Here is a 21,354-nt window from a genome sequence, read left to right on the forward strand (position 1 = left end):
GTCCCGGACCTCAGGCGAAAATTTGTTCGTCGTCTTGCTTGTCATGGCTCCATCCTCTCAGGAGTTGGAGCCTCCGGCAAACCCGGGGCGGTTCACGGGGGCTCTTGTCCTCAGTTTCACCAAGCTGAAGGGATCAATCACAGTCCTCCGCCACACACCGCGCAGCCACAAGTCCTCAATTCGGCTGAGCCCGATACCGACGTGGCAGAGCGATTGATAAAACCCATCGAGGGAAGACCGCTATTTTTATGGATAGACGTGGAGCACCGTTGGCGCGGGCCGGAGCCCTGCGGGCAGCGTCTCCGGGTCTCTGCCCTTCAGCCACGGGAAGGCTGTGATCTCATCGCGGCGATGCGTCGCGATCAGATCAGCGTACCTTGGGTGATTGATGGTCGCAGCAAAACGGGGAGCTCTTCATCGTGTAGGCGTGCTTGCATCCACACTCGCACTGGGCGAAATGCTCATCCTCGACAACCTAGGCAGCCGCAAGGGCAACGCCGCTCGCCAAGCTTTCGCGCCAGAGGCGTCACCGCATCTTCCTGCCGGCCTACAGCCCCGACCTCTGTCCGATCGAGCAAGTCTTGGGAAAGCCTAAAGGCCTTCTACGCGCTGCAGAGCCTCGCGACTTGAAGGCAACTTGGCAAAAGATTGGTGAACTGCTCGATCTCTTCTGCGAGGAGGAGTGCATCAACTACGTCGCAAACTCGGGCTATTCTAGCGCTCCCTCTAGCCTTGAGGATATGTCTTCCCTCCGAGCAAACTGACCAACTCAGTTTGCCGTCGCACGCCTGTCTTGGCCAGCACGGCCTTGATCTGTTTCCGCACCGTTGAAGGCTTGACACCCAGCGATCTCGCCAAAACGTCGACGTCGCCGGCGCGACCGATGCCCTGGGCGACCCTTGCCTCGGCCGGCGTCAGGTCGAACAGTCCCTGCAAGACTTCCGCCGTCGGAACGCTCGCTCGGTCGACCGGCGTCACCATGACGATGGCCGATGCCTGGAAAAACAAGTCCTGCGCAGCGCCGCGCACCGGCAGTAGATGAACGATCATCGGTGGACGGGACGCATCGGATGCCACGGGGATAGAGCCAACACCGCGCCCCCCGGCTCCTTTGCTGAGGTTTTCCAGGACTTTCGCGAACAGGCTGTCGGCCCGCTCGTCAACGATTCGGAGACGCTCGCGTCGATCCTGGAATAAGGAGGGCATCATTCGTTCGAGCATGGCGTTGGCCGCGAGCAATTTGCCGCCATGGCGGACCACTGCCGCGGGAATGCCGATTGTCTCCAACGTACTCGCCATCGCCTTGGCACGTTCCAGTCCCGCTCGGCCCGAGAGCAACGCAGCACGCGCAAGATGGGGACGCAGGACGTCAAGGCTTAGACAATCTCCACGCGTAAACGGGCCCCTTTCGTATCGTCGCTCCACGCTGTAGATCGCGATTTCCCCGGTCGGCATCGTGATCCCTGTCCCCGCTCCGTGACCGAACCCGGCCGGCCTCAGGTAATTGACAATGGCCTCGTCCTGCTCGATCTCCTGAGGTTCGAAGATGTCACTTTCGCTGACGAAGCCTGCGTGGTTCAGAGCGATCATGCGAGGTGCCCGCTGCGTCTTCGCCTGCCATCCGCCATCGATCCATCCCATCCAAAGCTCATGCAACGCATCCGACCAGATTGCGCCGCTGGGGCTGTTGTTGTTTGACAACAGGAAAAGCGCCGTACCCGCGGCGTTGACTCTATGGGCGACCTGATCCAGCACGCCCTTCCAAAGATCGGGAACGATGGCGGCTTCATAGATTTGGTCGATCAATAGTTCGTCGGAAATCGAAGTCATTCGATAATCAGGGGCCGCCGGAAGGCGACAGCGCGGTTACTTGTCAGGATGGACATCGGAGAGCATGTGACCAGATCGGCCTCTGCCTACGGGCCGACCTTTGCAAAAATCGCCTTTCTTGCTTGCGAACTGCTTCGGGCGGAACGTGCACCTTGCTGCCGCCGATTGCATGTCTGCTGCCGACCACAGGGAAGATACGACAGCGCCAAACGATTTCGACTAATGAAGCGCCAATTCAACGCCCTACGGGCGGCGTCAAATGCCTCTCCGTTCAGGATGGACGTGGCCGCGTCAATGTCGAGTTTGGCCAAATGAACTCCGTGACGTCTAGAGGGTTCTTAGGGCGGTATCACATACGAGCGGCCGATATGCCCGGTACAAAAACTTGCACTCCAATTTGCTTCGTCGGATATGCGGCGGATCTTACGCCTGCGACCTGAGGATGAGAAGTAGGTCTTGCAAAATTTAAGATCACAAAATACGGCAGGACGACGCAACCCCGAGCACCCGCTATTCTGCAATCTGTGGCTGATGGACCGGCCTATTGGAGAGCTCCGCTCCGAGCGCAATTGAACGCCGACAACGGTTGCAACCGCATTTGCCAAGACCATGACCACTGACGGTTCTCCGGTGGTGGGTAGGCGCAGTGCTGGTCCAGTTTCATGTTGGCTCCGCCCACGAACCGCCCGCCGGCATGAACGATACGATCAGCGGCTCCTTGGCGGTTGTGACCGCGGGCTTGTTCAGGTTCATACCCCATATGGGGGTTGCTGCCGTTGTTCGAAGAACGTCTGCTGACGGAGCGGTGACCAATAGCTTCTCGCCGAACTTATCTAGCCGGGCCGAAGCACGGCCGCCCAGCTGGCATTTGATGTTGCAGGATGAGGTTCGCATTATGAAGAAAGCTGTTTTTGCTTGGGCGGTCGCAGGTTGCTCCTTCGCCCTGCCCACACTGGCGCAAGCCAGCCCAATCGACATTGGTGGACCGTATCTCTTTCTCGACAATCGGCAGGCGAACGATGCCGGGATCAGCGCGGGCGTGATTATTCAGCTTGGCGCCACGCAAGTGATGCCGCTCGGCACGACCGGCTATGCGACCTACGAGTCCAACACCATTCCCCTTGCCTCAAAGCAATACACCATAGACCCGTATTTTTTCGCCGGAGGATATAAGCCGCCGCCAGCCGCCATCTCGGCTTCCGGCAGTTATGCCGCTCCTTCGTGGACGCTGCATTTCGAAAATGGCGGCAACACAGCGACGGCCACGACGCCGGGCATCAGCTTTGCCCAGAACGTCAGTCCGATTCCCTTCGTCAGCAACGTGGTGATCAGTTGGTCAGGAGACAAGCCGACGCTGAGCTGGACAAATACCGGAGCCGGTCTTGACGCTGTCGGCATCCGCATCCGGGAGAACGGCACCGACGTGGGCGGAGGCCTTGCCAATATCGTCTTTCAGACCTACCTAGCGCCGGTGCAGGGCACGCAGAGCATCTCGCCGTCGAGCTTGTCGCAACTCCCGCTTGTTCAGGGGAAGCAATATTCGATCGAGATCGCTCAGATTCAGACGCGAAACGATGTAGCGCCAGTCAGCGGCCAGCTTCCATTCCCAAGCATCCTGAACCAATCGCGCTCCTTTGTCGATTTCACTTTCGCCAAGTTGGAGTCTGTCCCGGATAACACGCCTGTCTATCTGCCGAATGTGACCCTCTCATCCAACAACGTGCCTATCTACAATTTCGAGCTCTCGGTCTTGGCCGGGCAGACCTATTTCATCGACCCGACCTATGCCAGTGGCTACATCTTCAACACCGGTTTGAGTGATCCGCTGTTCGCCTCGGTCATTCTCCCGGTTCTGGACGGCACGCCGAGTTACACCATCGTGCTGCCCGACGGCACCACGTACACCGTCGTCGGCGGCAACATCTTCGATTTCACGACGCACGGCTACAACCAGGGGGTTTCCGCCTTCAGAGTAGAGGGCATCACGGCGCTGACTAATCTCGATCCGACCGATCCGATGGCCTTCGCCGCAGGCCTGACATTTATGGGCAACGGCGAATTTACGGGATCGATGACCCCCATCGTCACGGATGTCCCCGAACCCTCGACTTGGGCTATGATGATGCTCGGCTTCGGGGGATTGGGCTGGCTCGCATATCGGCGGCGCAGTTACGCCTCTGCATTGGTCGCAGCTTAATCATAGTTGCATCCCGATTAGGGAAAGTTGCCTCTGGGCGGCTTTTCTGTTGGGCAGCATCGACATGGAGATTTCGTCAGGCACCGGCGAGCCGCCGCAATCATTCGGCCGAGCCCGGCAGCAGAATCGTGATCGGTCCGCATCATCGATTGAGTTGCTCGATTTCTATGATGACTTGTGCTGCTCCTCGACATCGAGCGTCGGAGCGTTTCTCCGCGGCGTTGGCAGCTTCGTTGGATTCTGAGCTTGGTCAACCAGCTTCCACGAAACAGATCAGGATTGTTGATGCCATTGCTTGCAATTCGGGGTCATATTATTAGACGGTCCAAGCTCAAGCGGTGCTTTCCAACTGGCTTCTCGCAATAGCCGATCTATTGACGAGAGCTCTTCGATGGGAGTTGCTGCGCGCTTTTAGAATCAATCAGTCCCTTCGCTTCGTTAGAAATATGGACTGGGCTTGCAGGGACATGCACTGGGCTTGCGTCCCATAATTCTTTCGCAATCGGGCGAGGCGAGATTTGCAGGTTTGCCCACCAAGTTCTTTCGTCTCCTGTCTGTGCAGAGATTGATCGACAGAGTGGCACTGTGAACTCATTGCTGACCTTGCGGCCCAATGCTCGTGGCTGGCGAACTTCCGGTGGTGCGCGTCCGCAGGGCTTTTTTTTGGGCAGACAAGGCACTCCTGGCTGCGGATGAAGGCGAGGTGTTCCTTGCTTCGACGCCGGGACGGCTCCTTCGGAAAGGCAAGGCCGACATGTGCTTGGAGGAAGGGATCGACCGCTGTATCGACTCCGATGGGTGTCGGTCCAGAGGCCTGGGTGATCTCAGATGGATCGCTACGTGGGGCAGGGAGCTGATTTCCGCGCTCAAGGTCGGGAGGGGCGTCATGCTCCAATCTGAACTAGTAGGCCGCCTCGAGGGCCCGGGCGTCCCTTTCCAGGAGGGTGTTCTTGAGAGGCAGGCTTGCTTTCGCCTAGGCTAGTAGCCCCTCGTCGCCTGCCTGGAGGGCCGGCTCGCCAGGAGGCGCTCTAGTAGCTCGGCCGAGGGTTCAGGCGGCAACACCGGAGCCCGGTTCAGAACGCTTTTTTTGGCGGCCTACCCTTCGATCTGGTGCGATCTGTGGCTCGGGGGCAGCCGGCGGCCCTTTTGCGATGTCAGGGGAGCCCAGATCGTCCTCTCCCGCAATCCCGACGAGCGCAAACAGGGCGTACCGTCGGGCATCCTGGGAGCCGCCGCAGTGGGTAGAGCCGGGGAGAGAACACGACCTCGTCATCGCCGCCCCCGTCATTCATGTGCATCCCTTTGCCCAACCACCCATACGCAAATGGTCAGCAGTCGTGCGGCTCCCAAGGAGACCCACCACGATGGAATAAATCAACCCTAGGGAACCAACAGGTGGGCTGATTTCCCTGCAAATGCGCAGGAAATTCGCTGCCCGTCTCAAAGGACCAATTCTTCCAAAGGACGCATATCTTTAGTAAGGTGTCTTATTGACTTCAGGCAGCAGGCGGCTTTTGCTATAGTTTTCGCTGCATCGTTTCCTGCTTGCAGCGAAATGGCTTCGCCGCAGCGTTGAGCTATCGGCTCCTACTTTATGACGTCGCTTGGGACTTTTGCGTCAGCCCCAGGCTTGGAATTTGTAGATTAGGTGGGGTCACGGGACGTTGATCGAACCTCGCTAGGGTCCCGCCTAACCAACATCGGGCGAGTGAGGCAGCGCTAAGTACATTGGTATGCGTTTTGCTTTCTATTGGACGTCGGAGCATTTTTATGAAGAGCGCATTTTCGAAGGAGCGGAGACCACGCGAGCTGAAGAAGGTGAAACGGGCGCCCAAGAGGCCTCCGGTCGCCGAGACCATCGCGGAGCGCTACCTCGAAGTTTTGCGGCTCAGGCAGCGTGTTCTCGAGGCAGATACGTTGCGTCTGGATCGACATTAGGAAGTGCGATTATGCGTTCTGTTTACGTCATGTCGCTCGTGGTGGGGATGGTGGCCTGGATCTGGGCGCTGACCACGGGGATTGTGTGGATCTTCGGCGCGTAGGGCAACTCTTGAAGATTGTCGCTCGGGCACGATCCTTGGAAGCCGGATATTCATCGACCAATAGTGGCTCTTGGCCTGCGATCGCCCTGTCGAACGAACAGGATCCTCCCGTTCCTCGACGTCGAAGCATCTCGCCTCGGAGTTGGACCGAGTTACTCTTAAAGGGAACTCATCGATTAGCGTTGGTGGCCATCGGCGCAGGCTTAGCTAGAGCGTTTCACATTTTGATTGAAGCATAACCGGCGGTTGCGAAGTAGTTGGCGCATTCGCGAGGCTGGATGTCCTGGACGAGGTGACCGATTTGGCGCCAGGTGTCCTCGATGGTGCGCTTCTGAGCTTGCCGCATCCAATGTTTGATCGTACGCGTCCGGTGACGGCCCCTGGTTAGGTCATCTTGAGTGGATGGCTGACCGCCGTTTATGCGGCCTGAGCGACGTTCTGAGGTCGCCAATTCCAGGGCATGAGTTCGTGGATGCGCTTGGCAGGGTGATCCGGTAGGCGCGCCAGCACGTCGGCGAGCCAAGCCTGCGGGTCGATGTCATTGAGTTTGGCGGTGGCGATGAGGCTGTAGATGGCGGCCGCACGCCGGCCGCCCTCGTCGGACCCGGCAAAGGTCCAATTTTTTCGTCCCACGGCGGCCGCTCTTAGCTCACGCTCAGCAGCGTTGTTCGACATGCAAAGCCGTCCGTCATCAAGGAAGCGGCTAAATGCATCCCAGCGGCTGAGGCAGTAATTGATCGCTTTGGTCGTGTCGTTGTTCCTGGAGAGCTTGGCGCGCTGCTCGCGCAACCACGCCTCCAGCTCGACGATCAGGGGGCGGCTACGCTCCTGGCGCACACGCAACCGCTCCTGCGCAGTAAGACCGTTGATCTCGCGCTCGATGGCGAACAGGACATCGATGCGCTTGACCGCCTCGGCCGCAATCGGCGCCTTGCTGAGCCGTGCCAGATCAAAGAACTTGCGCCTGCCGTGCGCCCAGCACGCGGCCTCGATGATCGGGCCGCCCTTGCGATTGGCCTCGTAGAGCCTGCCAAAGCCGGCGTAGGCGTCGGCCTGCATCAGTCCGGCATAGCCCGCCAGATGTTGCTCCGGATGCTCGCCGCCACGGTCCGGTGAGTAGAAGAACACGGCCGCCGGCGGATCTGGGCCGGCAAACGGACGGTCGTCGCGCACGTAATGAGATGGACGGTCCCCGCCCTGATAAGCTGCGAAAGGGCACCCCAAGAAGGAGGACAAGCTATGGTGACAATCGGGCTTGATATCTCGAAGAGCTGGTTTTAAATCCACTGGATTACGGCGGATGGAGAAATTATCCGCAAGAAGCTCGCTCGCGGGAAGGTTCTCGATTTCTTTTCACGGCTTCCAAGTTGTCTCGTTGGTCTTGAGGCTTGCGGCAGCGCTCATCATTGGGCTCGTGAACTAATAAAGCTTGGACACAAAGCACGTCTTATGCCGGCCCGCTACGTCCGAGCCTACGTGAAGACAAACAAGCATGATGCTGCTGATGCGGAGGCGTGCTGGGAAGCCGTCCAACGGCCTGGCATGCGCTTTGTCCCTGTAAAAACCGTCGAACAGCAGGGAATTTTAATGCTACATCGCACGCGAGATTTGCTTATTCGACAGCGCACAGGCGCGATAAATGCTCTGCGTGGTCATTTGGGCGAGTTGGGAATCGTGACCGGGAAGGGAAAAGCAAACGCGAGAGAGCTCATGGCACTCGTGGACGTTGACGAGCGCATCCCACAGAGCGCGCGTAGCGCTCTTTCAATCCTTGTCGATCAGATCGAAGACCTTGAGCTACACATTGAAAGCCACGAGAAAATGATCCTTGCAACTGCCAAAGACAATGAAGTCTGTCGGCGTCTCATGAAGGTGGCGGGCATCGGCCCATTTGCCGCCACCGCCCTGGCGGCGTCTGTCGATCATCCACAACAGTTCGCTTCGGCAAGGCATTTCGCCGCCTGGCTTGGATTAGTACCGAAGCAGCATTCGACCGGGGGAAGGGAGCGTTTGGGCGGTATCAGCAAGCGCGGCGACGGCTACATTCGTAAGTTGCTAATACATGGCGCCCGAGCGGCCGTTCATCGCGTCCGTATCCATCAGGTCACCAATACCTGGATAACAGAGCTGCTCGGCAGGCGTCCCTTCAATGTCGTGACGGTGGCGCTCGCTCACAAAACTGCACGGATCGCTTGGGCGATCATGGCCAATGGTGAAGAATACCGCGCGCAAGTATAAATCGAGCGTGGCTCCGTTTGCGAGGGCAAAGCAGAGTGATGGCAACCGGTCGGACCGGGGTCGGCTAAGCCCGTTGGACCTATCGAGCTTCAGAGCTCGCCAACGTAATTGGGCGCCGATCCGCGGATCTCATCAAGGCTCGTGGCATGCCATAAAGCCGGATAGATAGCTGCAAACGATCGTTAGCCAAAACAAAGCAAATGGCCTTGCAAAGCGGGGACCGTCCATAGATAAGTCCAGAGCCGGCCGGTCCGGGTCTTGCCCTTGGCCAGGACCGGCACTGTGGTGTCATCCGCGTGGATGCGCTCGGCTGCGAAGACGTGGCTCCGGATCGCATCGACCAGGGGCATCAGGGTTGCCGCGGAGGCACCTACCCAGTCCGCGAGCGTCGATACGTCGAGGTCGATGCCTTCACGCTGGTAGACGTCGCTCTGGCGATGAAGCGGCAGGTGCAGGCCGTACTTGGCAAACAGGACATGGGCCAGCAGCTTGGGCCCCGCACGCCCGCGTGCAATCGGATGCGAGGGGGCCGGCGGCTGGGTGATCGCTTCGCAGGCCCGGCAGACGAGCTTCTCGCGCACGTGCTGGATCACCTTCCACTGCCGCGGAACGAGCTCCAGCGTCTCGGTCACGTCCTCGCCGATCTTGCGCAATCGGCTGTCGCCGCAGCATGGGCAGGTGGCAGGCACCGGATAGACAAGGCGCTCCCGCGGCAAATGCTCCGGCAGCGGCCGGCGGGCTGGCTTGCGGCGCTCGAACGATGGCACCGCAATCTTCTCGGCTGCCATCTGTGCCGCGGTCTCAGCTTGCGCCGCGTTCTCCTCCAGATCGGCGAGTTGCAGCTCGAGCTGGTCCAGCAATGCGCCTCGCTCGGAGGACTGCCCGAACTGCTCGTGCCGGAGCTTCTTGATCGTGAGTTTGAGCTTCTCGATCAGCAAGGTCCCCGCCTGGGCCTCGGCTTCCGCGGCCACGGGAGTCGAAGTACCGATGCCCGGCGTGCAGTACAGGTCCGCTAAGGGCGGGCAGAATTCGGCCCAATACACCCTCAGGGATGCCGGTCCACTCCTCTCAGGGAAGCACGGACTTCATTGCCGGTTGATCGGCTAAGAGCGCATGCAGTGCCGGACCATCTCAGCACGGATGATGTTCGCGACGAAAGGCGAGATCGGCATGCTGCGCTCCCTATAGCGGCGAGTTCAACCGGTCTCTCAGTCACCCGATAATCGCCCGTGCCGGCGACGATGTAAGTGCCCTCCGACTTTTGCGGTGGCAGTCAATCGCCAGGTCCGATTCCCCTTCAACTGGGGCGCTTTGGGTGGCTGGTGGCTATCTGCTCCAGGTGCTCGATCCGCGTGCGGTATTCGTCCGCCAACTCAAGCAGCGCGAACTTTGTCCGCATATCGCCAGTCAAGGCGGCCTGCCGGCGGGCTAGGGCTTCGAGATGTCGAAGATGGTCAAGCATTTCAGATGCTCCGATGCTCCAGCTACCAGTGGGTTTCCAAGCTGCAGGCTCGGTTCTGCGCACTTTCAGGACAGCGTATGCCTAATCAATGTGGTGTAGCACGAGCGGTTCGCCTCAGGCCGCCAGCCCCTGGAAGCCGTTCTTGGGGGAATGGGCGGAGCCAGCGACTTGCGGGCGGAACAGGGAATTCCCCAAGCCCATCCTGTTTGGTTGCGTTTGCATGTCAAAACTGAAGCTCTCTCCCTCAGGGATGCCGGTTCGCTCCTCTCAGGACTGCGAAGGAAGGGCCGGTTCTGGAAGGCGTCCCTCGAGACCGACCCACTCCCAAACGAAAAACCCGCCAGCGAGACTGACGGGTCCTTAGTAAGCTGAAACTTGTTAGGCCGTGATGATCTTGCGGCGCGGAAGGTGAGACCGACACCTGCGAAGCCGAGCAACATCATGGCCCAGGTGGAAGGTTCGGGAACGGCGGAAGTGACCGAACCATCCAAGTAGAACGCAAACTCGGCGTTGATGTTTGAGCCGTTATGGCCGTTGCCCGGGTAACCGGAAGTGACCCACCACGCGCTGTAGATCGTGCTTCCCGCACCCGTCAGGCCCAACCAATAGTTGGTATTTGCGGCAGCAAGAAACGGGGTCTGTAGATCGAACGTAACGAGCCAAGCGTTTCCCCCGCAGCACCATGGCAATCCTGAGTCGAGTGCTGCAACGTTCTGTGCCGTGCCCGACGCTAGCAACGTCCCGGGCGATCCGCTGACGTCAGAATAGAAGTTGTAGTTGACGACCTGATCCCAGCCGTTGATGCCCGGGTAGGTCTGAAAATAAAAACCGACGCTTGTAACCGACGCGGCGGAAGAAAATCTGAAATCATCTGCAGCCTCATTCACTGAGAAGATGGAGTAACCGTTGTAGGTGTCGGGTCCACCGTTGTTGTAGATTGTGGCCGCACCTGCACTGAAGGACACGCCGAGCTGGGCAAGGAGTCCCAAAAGGGCCAGCATGATTATGCGCATTTACCCCCCCCCATTAAATAGCAATTAAATACGATTCAATGATAGGAACCTTAGGTAAATCGTGTCAAGTAGGCTGACGGATTTCCCCGGGCTGCATTGCGTAGCGCACTCTTCTCAAGCGCCTCCGTGCGCCAGTCTTGGGGCCGGTCTTGGGGATGGCTGGGCGGGCGGCCTTCGGGCGGGACTGGGGGTCTCACGCGGGTCGGAATGCTATGGGCTCGGACGGCATGTCAAAAGGGTTGTCTGGTTTGTGAAGCGGTGCGCGTCGTTAGGTGCCGCGAGTCGGCTTTCGGGGAAATATCTCGCGCGCAGCAAGTTCGAGCTCCAGATCGGTAATCCGCTCGAATATCCGGTTGGCAACCAATTCGGCCTCTGCGTCTGTTAGCGAGCGGATGCCAATGGACCGAAGTTCATCCCTCAAAATCTTGGCAACGATGGATTTAATGCTCATCGAACCTCTGGGTACGGGCGAAGCCTCTCGGTGATGGCGGCATCCAACACGAGGTTCGTGAACGATGACAGGGGTTCTCAGGGTGAGGCCCACCACTCGTCGGGAAATGGCTCCAGCGGAGCCTCGATTGGGTTGTCGTTCGCAGCGTCCGGAAACGCACCGTTCTTTCCTGCTTGGTGGAGGGCAGCGCGGGGTGGTTTCTGGTCCGGCTGAACCGCTCGAGAATGTATTGAGTTTGCATCCAGTTCGATCGGGCAGTTCACCCGCAGCATTCGCTCCACGTCTGCACTGACGTTTGGCATCGAAATCTTCCTCTGAAAATGTCTACTGAAAAGACGAATTGCACCAACGCCTCCATGCTCGCGGCATCTGAAAAGGACACTATCCGCGCTCGACAGTTAAGCTAGCCGAGGCAAGACGACCGGTTTGTGAAATCACTCACACTTCGGATTGAATTGGAGCCCTGTTTACTCCTTCAGGGGAGCGTTCAAAGGGCAATGCCTGAAGTCTACCAGATCGTCTCTTGCCGCTCGATCTCGCGATCTTCCACCTGCTTTTCGCGGGGCGTCATATGGGCGCGGTGACGGCGATACCAGACATTAGCTGCCACCACGGTAGCTATCAGGGCGACCAGGAGGACTATGCCGATTGTTGTGTTCATGCAGGAAAACGCTGGGTCCCGTCGCCAGTTCCTTGTTTCACTCCTCAGGGGGCAGCGGATCGACGATCGGGGAAACGGCGGCGCAGGAGCAATTCGCCTCAGGCCGCCAGCCCGAGGGGCCGTTCTTGGGGAATGGCAGGCCAGCGACCTTCGGGCGAAACTGGGAGTTGCGCAGCCCGATGCTACTGGAAGGGAGATGTATGTCAAACCACACCGTTTGCTGCCTCAGGGTGAGAGAGCAACTGCCACCCTCACAGCCGCCGGCGCCGATCACTCGCCCGGCGCCTCGCGCTGATCGCGGCCCTGATGCCATAGCCGATAGATGCGCCGAGCAGGAAGGCACTGATCCCGATTACGACGGCTAGGTTGAGATCGATCACGCGTCCTTGCCCCTTTATTGAGTCTTTTCAACGTGTAGCCGCTTGCGGCCGTTCCGGCGCGTCAAGCTCGATCCGACAACCCAGATTCCAATACCGCCGCGCGCGCCACCCGCTCTCTAGGTCAAGAGAACATCATTCATGGCAACTTCCGTTCCGTCCGTGCCGCCGCCAGGCCAAGCCAAGGCGGTCGTGACCAAGGCGGCCGAAGGTCAATACCGACCGGGGCCCTATTTGCTCTCGGAGGGCTGGCTTTCCGCGACCGCCGGCAAGTTCATGAACTGGTGGCAGATGGGCTATTCGATCCAGCCTTACGGCCCGGCGGGGGCGATGGTCGAGGCGTGCGTCTCCGCCTATTCGCAGACGGTTGCGATGTGTCCGGGCGGGCATTGGCGATCGCTTCCGGAAGGCGGTCGCGAGGCGGTCACGACGTCGGATCTGGGACCGGATCCTGCGCAAGCCCAACGACTACCAGTCGATCTCCGATCTGCTGTTGAACATCACCCGTCGTCTCTATGAGAAAGGCGAGGCATTTGGCCTGGCGATCCGGAAGGATCGAAACGAGGTCAAAGAACTGCACTGGATGCGCCACAGCGTCCCGTACATTGCGAAAGATGGGTCGATCTTCTACGGCTGGGCGGCAATTAGGTCGTCGAGCGGCGCTTCGATCTCTCCTATCCGATTCCGGCGCGTGACGTGCTCCACGTGCGCCTGCATACGCCGCGCCACCCCTTGAAGGGCGAGAGCCCGATCCTGGCCGCGGCGCTCGATCTCGCCATGTCGGGCGCGGCGCTGAACCAGCAGGTGTCGTTCATCTGAATGCCGCGCGTCCGTCCTTCATGCTGGAGACCGATCAGCAGCTGACCGCGCCCCAGACCAAGGAGCTGCGCGAGCGCTGGGACGAGCAGACGAAGGGCGACGGCGCCGGCGGTACGCCGATCCTGGCGTGGGGCTGAAGGCCAAGCCGGTCACCGTGACGGCGCAGGACGGCCACCCGCGAATCCAAGGCTCAGTAGCACTCGGGCGCCCACGAATCTCGCTGAGGGCGGCCATCGTCAGGTCGCCCCCGATCGCCAACAGCCTCTCACGCATGACACCCTCAAATGGCCACGGAAATCCTAGCGATTGGCACGACTGCCGAGAGTTCCGAAGACGTGACGGTCTCGTCGGGAAGCACGTTGACCGTGTGCCTGAAGGACGCCGCCGGCGCGGTTCTCGGCCAGGGCGCCAGCGTCGAGATCCAGCTCAAGGCGGATAGCAACGAGTATTTTACCGTCGCGCCGCTCAGCGCGTCAAAGCTGGCATTGGTCATCACCGGCGCGGGGACATACCGCTTCACCCACCAGCGGCCCTGTGCGCGCATCAGGCACCTACAGCGGAGGCACGCCGAGCGCGATCGAGCTTCAGGTCCTCAAGGTCTCCGACAATTCGATCGTCAAGGATTGGACGACTGCGACCGCGTCTATCGGCGGCGGGACATGGTCAGCGAGCGTTTCGGGCGTCGCGCAGGGTGGCAGCTACTACTTGAAGGCTCGCTCCGCTAATGCAACGAGCCTTGCTCAGACCGGCAGCAATCCGTTCTACGTCGGCATCTTCCTCGCTATCTACGGGCAATCGAACGCGCAGGGAATTTACGGAGGACCGTCATTATCTCCTCCCTCAGCTAACGCACTGACGATCTGGTACAACGGCTCCGCTGGGGCCGCGGTGCCAAGTTCAAACGGAATCCGGGAGCTTCTGAACGGCATTGCCTCTCTTGTAGGTGTGCCGGTCGGTGCCTGCGGGGGGGCGGTGTCTGGAGTCCCGATTTCCTTCCTCACGAAGGGTGCCGGCACGGGCACTATCAGGCTGTGGCAGCGCAGATAGTTGCGGCTACCCACGATCTCGAATTCATCGTCTGGCATCAAGGCGAAGGTGACAGCGCGAACGGCACATCGCAGGCTGCCTATCTGGCGCAACTCGACGCGCTAAACGGAAGCTTTGCGACCGATTTTGGTCGGAGCAAATCTACCATCCCGCTTGTTCTGTCAGGTCTGGGCACTGTCACGGGAGGCGCTTCAGGTTACGGGACAGATGCCTCTTGGGACGCAATGGAGCGAACGCTGCTCGACGCTCGCTCACGGGCGTCTATTATTCGCACAGCAACCGTGACGCGGTCATTGTCAATGCCAACGTCCACTACGATGCGGCAAGCTACGGCCGCATGGGCAAGCGCTACGCTCGCACCATTACGACATTGCTCGGCTCGACCAGCGGATATGAGAAGGTGAGCTTAGCGCCAACATCGGAAAGCGCATAGCTGACCCGGTGGCGAACTTCCGTCGGGTTAAGCGCGAACGCTCCCAACCGCAGGCGCGGTGGCCGAACTCGACCTCCCTTGCCGCGAGCTGCTGTTCAAACCGCCGCCAGGTCTCGGCCACGAGCGGTTCGGCCAGCGATTCGGTGAGCTTGATCTCGGTCCGGCACTTCGGGCACACGATCTGAGGCTCAGTCATGCTCTTTTTTCAACGTTCTCAGTTCCGTTGATAGTGCCAGCCGGGCCTTGGCTTAAGCGGCGTCCGCAAAGTGTCCCCGGCGACTGGGGCGGCCGCGGCAGCCGGGATCCCGGCAGCCGCGTGGTGGAATTTGCCAACTTGTTGGTGTCGCGCGTCATCAGTGCCTCGTCGTCTCGGTCTCGCGATGCTGCAGGATCGCCTCGACGATCCGGCGAAGCCGTCGGACCGAGCCGCCGCGCCAGCCCCGCGCGACGGCGAGGTGCTCAGGTCCATCGAGTGGCCGCACCCATCTCTCGTCGATGCCTCGCTCTCGGGCGAGGTCGGCAATCATCGCCGGCAACAGGGCGTCGAGATGAGCGGCCGTGGGTTTGGGGAACGTCACCACGCGAAACCTGTCGCGGATCGGCGAGGGCAGGGGACCGAGACTGTTCGCCGTCGCGATGTAAGATACATGCGACAGGTCGAGATTGGTCTGCAGTGCCGGATCCGGATAGCGCACACTGGTCTCAGGCTCGAGGAAGCCGAGCAGGCAGTCCCAGAGACGGCCATAGTCGTTCCTGGAAGCTGCCTTTTCGAGCTCGTCGATGAGAATCAGCGGGTTGGCGATCTTGCCCTGAGCGACCGCAAGAAACGGATGGCAGGGTTCGGCCGAGTACCAGCGACGATCAGTGCCGCCAAACACCGCGCCGTCGCAGCGGCTCGCATCCGTGCGCCAGACGCTGACTCCCAGCAACTCGCCAAGCCTCCGCCCAAACCGGCTTTTGCCCCCGCCGGCATCGCCACACAGGAGTAGGGGACGCAGGCGAACCGTGGTTCGCCCGACCAGATCGGCAAGCGCGAAATCGATCACCTCACCTGCGTATGGAAACTCGAAGAGAAGCTTGTTGCGGACCTCGTGAAGGGGCGGGGCCTTCACGAGCGGCAAGGCGACGTTGATGACGCCCTTCAGCGGCCCCAGGATGTCTTTGAGCTTGCCATTCTTCATCTCCTCCGCGGAGAGGCGGGCCACCACGACGCTTTGGTTCGACGTGGGATCAGCAGGAGGCTCCTCGCGCTGATTAGAGGCGGTGGCTTCGGCCTTCTGCTGCTCCCGGCGTTCTTCCTCCTCTTTCAGCTTGCGACGCAAGGCTGCCCTGGCGGTGAAGATCCGGTGCTCGGCCATCATGGGCCCAAGCCTGATGGCGTTCATCAGGGCGCTGTCATGCTTCGTAACCAGATCGCTGCACGCGGGCAGAGCCGCCCAGCCGAAGGTGATTTCTTCAAGTTCGCTGCACAGCTCCTCGTTGGCCTCGCGGCAGACTTTCCTGAACGCCTTGACCAGTGCCTTGCCGACCCGGCGAAAATCGTCGAACAAGTTGGCGCTGTGCGGCAGAGGCAGGCACAACAAGCGGACGCAGTCCGCGAGGCTGCGCAGGGCGGGCTCGTCCTGACCGACGGCGCGCCGGTCGAGCTCGGCCGCGAGCGCAAGCCCGTTGGCGGTGCTTTCCGTCGCCGACCAGACCGCGGTCTCGGCGAGCCCGGGACAGACTTCGTTGATTTCGGCGATCAGCCGCTCCTGAATATGCGTACCGCCTTCGTTGGCCAGCATCGCATAGCGCAGAAGGCGCGGCAGCGCCTTCAGACGCTCGTCGAGATCCGACGAGTCAGCTGCAGCTCCGGTCGACGCGGCATCGGTCACGGCCGCGGGAAGGTCGAGATCGTCGGTGTCATCCGTTGCGGTCATGCCTCTTCCTCCGATCCGGAGGCTTCGGAAGAGCCGAGCATGCGGGGAACGTCTGCGGCGTCGGCCGGAGATCCCAGGCGGTAGAACCGCGACAGGCTTCGGACCCATTTGCCGTCAGGATCCGCCCACCAGAGCGGCGTCGTCATCACCATGCGATCGCCATGCACCGGGTGCCCCACCGCGTACCCGGCCAGATGCAGGCCCGCCGGCCTCAAGATAGGGATCCAGTCCCGCAGCAGCGGAGCCTTGTCCAGAAGTCGCGTCGGGACGCCTCGGCGGAGCCGGAGACGGTCGCAGTCGTCGGCGAGGGCGCGGAGCTGGTGGGACGGATCGAGCGAGATGTGGGCCGGATCGAGAAAAGGAAACATGCGCGTAAGCATGAGGAGAAACACCGGACGAGACAGGATATCGATTGGGTGGAGCGCGATGATCGGACCTAGGCGCCGATCTCGACTACGAGCGAGCCGTTGAAATCCGGGTTCTCGCTGCCGTAGCCGTGCGGATTGCAGACGATCCGGGTGTTGCCGAGCCGGTAGTCGCAGGAATTATGGACGTGCCCATGAATCCACAGCGCCGGCCGGTACGTTTCGATGGTCGCGGTCATGTCCGACACGTAGGCGGCCGTCACCAGGTCGTTCCGGTATTGCGGCAGCACCGAGTTGAAATGAATGGCATGGTGAGAGAGGACGGCCGTCGGGCCAGCGAAGTTCGTCGCCAGGATCGAGGCGATGTAGCTCCGCGACCGATGGTGCAGCAAGGCCGCTTCCCGCGGTCTGAATCGCGCCCAGGGCTCCTTTCGCCAGCCGATGCGGCGGTGATCGTTCATTCCGGCAGCGCAAGCGTTCATGACCGCCAGCTGGTTAGCATCGCCGAAATTCCGGTAGTCGGTCCACAGCGTCGCGCCGACGAAACGGACTCCGACATACACGATCGCGTCGTTCTCCATCACGTGAATGTTGAAGGACGGCGCCCGTGCCCGGGCGAGCGCGAGCTCGTCCGGAACGAAACGGCGATAGTATTCGTGATTGCCGAGCACCATCAGGATCGGAATCGGCATCGGAACGATTTTGCGCAGCTGTGCAAACGCCTGCACCGCGCCTTCGCAGACGTCGCCCGCCACGATGACGGCATCGATGCCATCGACGATCGAGATCGGCTTGACCGGCGCGACGTCCAGATGCAGGTCCGAAAAGACTTGAACCTTCATGCGCTCTCTCCGCTGTGCTGGAGCTCCCGGAAGGCCATGAGCAGCACGGCCTCGGCCTGGCCGAACTTGCGCGGATTGCTCGAGTGGCGCAGGCCGTGCGTGTACCAGGACGCGGCCAGCTCGGTGGCCAGCCCGTGATCGAGATAGGTCAGACCGATGACCTGAGCCAGGACCAGCGCCGCGATCGCGTTCGGCGCGAGTGCGGCGCGCATGAGCGCCGACATCGCGATGTCGACGGTCAGCGTGGTGTCTTCGATCGGCATCAAGGCGAATGCGACGTCAATGGCGGCCGCGACATCGCCGGCTAGCGCGGCCGCGAGATCATCGCCACCATGGAGGACCCCGATCCGCTCCAGCGTCCTGAGCAGGATGTCCTGCTCGGCGTCCTGGAACGCATCGGACGGCAGCGTTCGCCACCATTGCAGGGGCGAGACGTCCCGGGCCTCGAGCGGCCACGGGCGATCCGGCGGCCTCTTGATCCGCGAGGCCGGGTTGTCGGTGAACGCGTTCGCCACAATCGATCCTCGATCGATCGAGGGCAGGGAGGTGGCAGCGCCGGCGCGGCGGGCTTCCTCGTGCCGGAGCTTGCGCTCCGGCACCTCGCTTGCGTCAGACATGGCTTGAGCTCCTAGGCCGCGACCAGGATCGGCCGCGGATCGCGCGGCGGCTGCCACTTGCTGGAGTCCACATGCGCGCCGGTGACGACCTTCGCGGCGATGGCGGCCGACGGGAAGCACACGGCGACGCGCAAACGCTGCCGGTCCTGCACGCCCGGGATCGCCATCAGAGCCTGGGCGCCCGCGAGCTCATTGCGGCGCGCTTCAACGATCGGCGGCGCGCTCGGGTTGACCGTGCTGCGGAGCTCGGAACCGGCCATCACCACGAAGCCCTCGGGCGTGGGGAAGCCCCTCGCCCAGAGATCGCCGTAGTTGAGCTGGAGCTCGCTGCCGAGCGGCGGCGTGGCGATCACGCCGATCTGCATCGGGCCGCTGTCGTCCGGACCGATGGTATCGACGTCGGCGACGGTGCGACGCTGGCTGGCGAAATTCGAGCGCAGCACGCGGCACCCGGCGTCGAACAGGAGCCGCTCGCCGTGCTCGACGAAAATATCGAGCGAGGCACGTCGATGCGAGGGCAGCTCCAGGACCTGCGGGTTGACCCCCTTCATGATGTCGACCAGGCCGGCCTGCTCGGCCAGCTTGGTGAGGCGGTACTGCAGATAAAGCGCCGCGGTGGTGTCGAACCAGGCGCCTTCGTACCCCGAGATCACGTACACCTCCTTCGCGAAGGCCTTGCTCTGGTCACGGAAGTGATCGGACAGCCGGCGGCCGATATTGCCGCTCTCGCCGATATAGGCCGTGCAGTGGTCGGCCAGGATGTAGCAGGCCGGCACTGCGGCGCGCGTCATCGACATGTCCTTGATCATCGCGAACGGGAAGGCCGACGCCGTGAGGCGGCCGACATCATCGTGAACCTCGCGCAGGCCCTCGATGCCGCCCATCGGACGGTGGACGTTGTTGGTGCAGGCCGGCTGCACCGAGCTGTTGGAAGCAAAAAGCGTCATGCTGGTTCTCACTGTCAGGATGTGTGCGAGAGACCGAAGAGCTCGGCGCCGTCGAACCTGAACGCGCACGGCTACCCCAGCGCCACGAAGGGCGGAGGCGTCCGGTCGTCCCGACATTCGGCCGATCAGCAACGGTCGACGACGCGGTTGACGCGTCGTCACCTTGCCCCGGGGGCCATCTGGACGGGAGACGAGCCGGTCAGTGCAACGCTTGCGTTGCTGACGTCGAGCTCCGCGATCAGCTAGTCGATGGAGGTGGTGATGGAGGTGGCCCCGCCCTGGGGCCGCGTCGCGTGGACGGCGCCGTGATCCCGCAGCCGGCGCGCGTAGTCGATGCTCTCGCCGATATACATGGCCGCGCTGCCGTTCAGGATGTAGGACGCGATCACGGACGGCGCCTCGATCGCCGACAGGGCCGGGAAGGCGATGGGCTTGACGGCGCTGCTCTCGGGGCTGCCGGGCATGCCGGGGCGCAGAGAGAAGAGGGGCGGGAACGGCGAATCGCCGTTATACTGGCACTCAGCCATGATCGACTCCTACTAAGTCGGTTGTGGTCAGGCCGTTGTCGTGTGTTGGTAGCACCGGCAGCGGCCGCCTTCGCAGGAATTGCGAATGGCACGACAAGTATCGGGTGGCTCTGTTCCAATTGCAAGTTCCGCCCCCGCTCCGCCGACAACATGCTTACTTTACATTAACGGATGGGGTCCGCGGGTCGGCGTCGCTGCTGCCACGCCGGCATTAGAAGCCCGGGACATCGCTGCCTGCCCTGTCGCTGCGCGACACGAGCAATCAGGCGGATGCTATTAGGGGTATCAACAATGATTATTGTGATGCTAAGGATGAGCCTAGCGTCACGACAAGCGGGAGGAGGACACCGAGTCCGGCCCGGGCATGAAACGTGCACACAAGCAGCCGGCCTAGGTGTTCAGTCCCGGGGTGTAGGTGGGACAGGTACTCCACGGCAGCGCCACGACAACGCATGCCATCCGAACTGCGATACAGCGGTCGAAGGCTCCGCTCAAGAACCTAATAGCGGTCCAGTACGGCCTCAACCAAAGACCGTGGCCAAGTGGCGCAAGCGCAGCTTCGTCCTGGATGCGCCCATGGGGCCGATGGCCCCGCGCTCGACCGTTCTTTCGGCCGAAGAGGAGGCGGTGGTCGTTGCATTTCGGCGACATACCCTTCTGCCACTGGACGACTGCCTCTATGCCTTGCAAGCCACCATTCCGCACCTGACGCGCTCCTCGCTGCATCGATGTTTGCAGCGCCACGGCATCAGCAGGCTGCCCGACGTCGCGGCGACAGACCGTCCAGAAAAAGCTCAAGGCCTATCCGATCGGCTACTTCCATATCGACATCGAGGAGGTCCGCACAGAAGAGGGGAAGCTGTATCTCTTTGTGGCTGTGGTCAGGCTCTCGAAGTTTGCCTTCGCGCAGTTGCACGACGTCGCTACGGTGAAGACCGCCGCGGCCATACTACAGGCCTTGACCGAAGCAGTTCCCTTCAAAATCCACACGCCACTCACCGACAATGGCGTACCGTTTTGTGATCACCCTCGCGCCGATCTGGACCGACCGCCCGTTGGCGTCTGCACATGTTTGACCGCATCTGTCGCGAGCACAAAATCGAGCACCGCCACACCAAGCGTAAGCGTCGTTCCGCTCCCACCTTTTCGTGGCAGATGGGATAGGCGAGTTTCACGATCTCTTTAAAGGGATCGGTTTGTGACTATGTTTGACCATACGCTTAAGTCGGATGTAACGGCGCGCCGGCTGGAAGTGATCACGGAGACGGGACGACGTCGTTGGTTCTGCAAGGACGACAAGGCCCTGATTGTCGAGGAGACGCTGGTACCAGGCGCGGTCGTTTCCGAGATTGCCCGGCGACGCGGGCTGACCCACAACAAGTGTTCACTTGGCGCCGGCAAGCGCGCCGGCATCTGACAACGTAGCTTTAGAGAGCCTGCTTTGTCGTTGTGTCCCTGCCCGTCGAGCTTCGCGAAGCCCGCTCATGGCGACGGCCCGTTGGTCGGAGCGATAGTTTGCTGACTTGTCAGACAGCTGTCTTGCATGCTTTGCCGCCTTACTTACCGG

Annotated in this window: 19 protein-coding genes and 4 pseudogenes; 9 read left to right on the plus strand and 14 right to left on the minus strand. The window is 61.2% G+C overall.

The window, feature by feature from the left end; genetic code table 11:
• Positions 1 to 726: 726 nt before the first annotated feature.
• Complete coding sequence (locus tag K408_RS38685) at positions 727 to 1,830, minus strand: helix-turn-helix transcriptional regulator (protein ID WP_024343484.1); 1,104 nt, start codon at positions 1,828 to 1,830, stop codon at positions 727 to 729.
• A gap of 2,083 nt (positions 1,831 to 3,913) precedes the next feature.
• Between K408_RS38685 and K408_RS44325 the strand changes: the two are divergent.
• Positions 3,914 to 4,027: pseudogene (locus K408_RS44325) on the plus strand (PEPxxWA-CTERM sorting domain-containing protein); the annotation flags it as partial.
• A gap of 2,459 nt (positions 4,028 to 6,486) precedes the next feature.
• Here K408_RS44325 and tnpC (K408_RS38690) read toward each other — a convergent pair.
• Positions 6,487 to 7,245: pseudogene (tnpC, locus tag K408_RS38690) on the minus strand (IS66 family transposase); the annotation flags it as partial.
• Between the two features lie 105 nt (positions 7,246 to 7,350).
• On the opposite strand from tnpC (K408_RS38690), the gene K408_RS38695 reads away from it, so the two are divergent.
• A complete protein-coding gene (locus K408_RS38695; RefSeq protein ID WP_051160752.1) occupies positions 7,351 to 8,307 on the plus strand; it encodes an IS110 family RNA-guided transposase in 957 nt (318 codons plus the stop codon).
• A 227-nt stretch (positions 8,308 to 8,534) separates the two neighbouring features.
• Here the strand turns inward: K408_RS38695 and tnpC (K408_RS38700) are convergent.
• The 5 genes and pseudogenes from tnpC (K408_RS38700) to K408_RS42290 all read right to left on the minus strand — a co-directional run.
• Positions 8,535 to 9,275, minus strand: a pseudogene (tnpC, locus tag K408_RS38700) (IS66 family transposase); the annotation flags it as partial.
• A gap of 329 nt (positions 9,276 to 9,604) precedes the next feature.
• Positions 9,605 to 9,769, minus strand: a complete 165-nt coding sequence (locus K408_RS42285) for a hypothetical protein (RefSeq protein WP_155248632.1) — start codon at positions 9,767 to 9,769, stop codon at positions 9,605 to 9,607.
• Positions 9,770 to 9,834: 65 nt separating this feature from the next.
• Entirely contained in the window at positions 9,835 to 10,782 is a 948-nt protein-coding gene (locus K408_RS38705; protein ID WP_035698514.1) for a PEPxxWA-CTERM sorting domain-containing protein, read from the minus strand.
• A 268-nt stretch (positions 10,783 to 11,050) separates the two neighbouring features.
• The gene (locus tag K408_RS0125730; RefSeq protein WP_024341342.1) at positions 11,051 to 11,233 is read right to left on the minus strand and encodes a hypothetical protein; all 183 of its coding nucleotides are present in this window, start codon (positions 11,231 to 11,233) and stop codon (positions 11,051 to 11,053) included.
• A 508-nt stretch (positions 11,234 to 11,741) separates the two neighbouring features.
• Entirely contained in the window at positions 11,742 to 11,894 is a 153-nt protein-coding gene (locus tag K408_RS42290; RefSeq protein ID WP_155248633.1) for a hypothetical protein, read from the minus strand.
• A gap of 518 nt (positions 11,895 to 12,412) precedes the next feature.
• On the opposite strand from K408_RS42290, the gene K408_RS40400 reads away from it, so the two are divergent.
• The 5 genes from K408_RS40400 to K408_RS44330 all read left to right on the plus strand — a co-directional run bounded on the left by K408_RS40400 (position 12,413) and on the right by K408_RS44330 (position 14,541).
• Positions 12,413 to 12,790 carry a hypothetical protein gene (locus K408_RS40400; protein ID WP_024341343.1) on the plus strand — a complete coding sequence of 126 codons (378 nt, stop codon included), beginning with the start codon at positions 12,413 to 12,415 and terminating at the stop codon, positions 12,788 to 12,790.
• Positions 12,791 to 12,967: 177 nt separating this feature from the next.
• The gene (locus K408_RS43510; RefSeq protein WP_230646705.1) at positions 12,968 to 13,090 is read left to right on the plus strand and encodes a phage portal protein; all 123 of its coding nucleotides are present in this window, start codon (positions 12,968 to 12,970) and stop codon (positions 13,088 to 13,090) included.
• A 20-nt stretch (positions 13,091 to 13,110) separates the two neighbouring features.
• Positions 13,111 to 13,227, plus strand: a complete 117-nt coding sequence (locus K408_RS43515; protein WP_245265914.1) for a phage portal protein — start codon at positions 13,111 to 13,113, stop codon at positions 13,225 to 13,227.
• A gap of 147 nt (positions 13,228 to 13,374) precedes the next feature.
• Positions 13,375 to 13,815, plus strand: coding sequence for a hypothetical protein (locus K408_RS40405; RefSeq protein ID WP_024341344.1), 441 nt, complete (start codon positions 13,375 to 13,377; stop codon positions 13,813 to 13,815).
• Positions 13,816 to 14,049: 234 nt separating this feature from the next.
• Positions 14,050 to 14,541, plus strand: a complete 492-nt coding sequence (locus K408_RS44330) for a sialate O-acetylesterase (protein WP_433994146.1) — start codon at positions 14,050 to 14,052, stop codon at positions 14,539 to 14,541.
• On the opposite strand, the gene K408_RS43520 is transcribed toward K408_RS44330, so the two are convergent.
• The 7 genes from K408_RS43520 to K408_RS0125790 all read right to left on the minus strand — a co-directional run bounded on the left by K408_RS43520 (position 14,500) and on the right by K408_RS0125790 (position 19,787).
• Positions 14,500 to 14,766: a hypothetical protein gene (locus K408_RS43520; protein WP_024341345.1), complete on the minus strand. Its 267-nt coding sequence runs from the start codon at positions 14,764 to 14,766 to the stop codon at positions 14,500 to 14,502. The two genes, K408_RS44330 and K408_RS43520, sit on opposite strands and share 42 nt — an antisense overlap.
• 157 nt (positions 14,767 to 14,923) lie before the next feature.
• Positions 14,924 to 16,489, minus strand: coding sequence for an AAA family ATPase (locus K408_RS41250; RefSeq protein WP_024341346.1), 1,566 nt, complete (start codon positions 16,487 to 16,489; stop codon positions 14,924 to 14,926).
• Positions 16,486 to 16,857: a DUF6634 family protein gene (locus tag K408_RS38720; RefSeq protein WP_155248634.1), complete on the minus strand. Its 372-nt coding sequence runs from the start codon at positions 16,855 to 16,857 to the stop codon at positions 16,486 to 16,488. Before K408_RS38720 ends, K408_RS41250 begins: the two co-directional genes overlap by 4 nt.
• Before the next feature lie 68 nt (positions 16,858 to 16,925).
• Positions 16,926 to 17,696, minus strand: a complete 771-nt coding sequence (locus K408_RS0125775; protein ID WP_024341348.1) for a metallophosphoesterase family protein — start codon at positions 17,694 to 17,696, stop codon at positions 16,926 to 16,928.
• Positions 17,693 to 18,313: a hypothetical protein gene (locus K408_RS0125780; protein ID WP_024341349.1), complete on the minus strand. Its 621-nt coding sequence runs from the start codon at positions 18,311 to 18,313 to the stop codon at positions 17,693 to 17,695. Before K408_RS0125780 ends, K408_RS0125775 begins: the two co-directional genes overlap by 4 nt.
• Positions 18,314 to 18,324: 11 nt before the next feature.
• Positions 18,325 to 19,260: a DUF4357 domain-containing protein gene (locus K408_RS0125785; protein WP_024341350.1), complete on the minus strand. Its 936-nt coding sequence runs from the start codon at positions 19,258 to 19,260 to the stop codon at positions 18,325 to 18,327.
• A 242-nt stretch (positions 19,261 to 19,502) separates the two neighbouring features.
• A complete protein-coding gene (locus K408_RS0125790; RefSeq protein ID WP_024341351.1) occupies positions 19,503 to 19,787 on the minus strand; it encodes a hypothetical protein in 285 nt (94 codons plus the stop codon).
• A 415-nt stretch (positions 19,788 to 20,202) separates the two neighbouring features.
• On the opposite strand from K408_RS0125790, the pseudogene K408_RS43525 reads away from it, so the two are divergent.
• Together K408_RS43525 and K408_RS40420 are read left to right on the plus strand one after the other, a co-directional pair.
• A pseudogene (locus K408_RS43525) lies at positions 20,203 to 20,906 on the plus strand (transposase family protein); the annotation flags it as partial.
• Positions 20,907 to 20,985: 79 nt separating this feature from the next.
• Positions 20,986 to 21,204, plus strand: coding sequence for a helix-turn-helix domain-containing protein (locus tag K408_RS40420; protein WP_155248635.1), 219 nt, complete (start codon positions 20,986 to 20,988; stop codon positions 21,202 to 21,204).
• Positions 21,205 to 21,354: the final 150 nt, after the last annotated feature.

The organism is Bradyrhizobium sp. in8p8, from assembly GCF_000426845.1.
GTDB classification, from domain to species: domain Bacteria; phylum Pseudomonadota; class Alphaproteobacteria; order Rhizobiales; family Xanthobacteraceae; genus Bradyrhizobium; species Bradyrhizobium japonicum_C.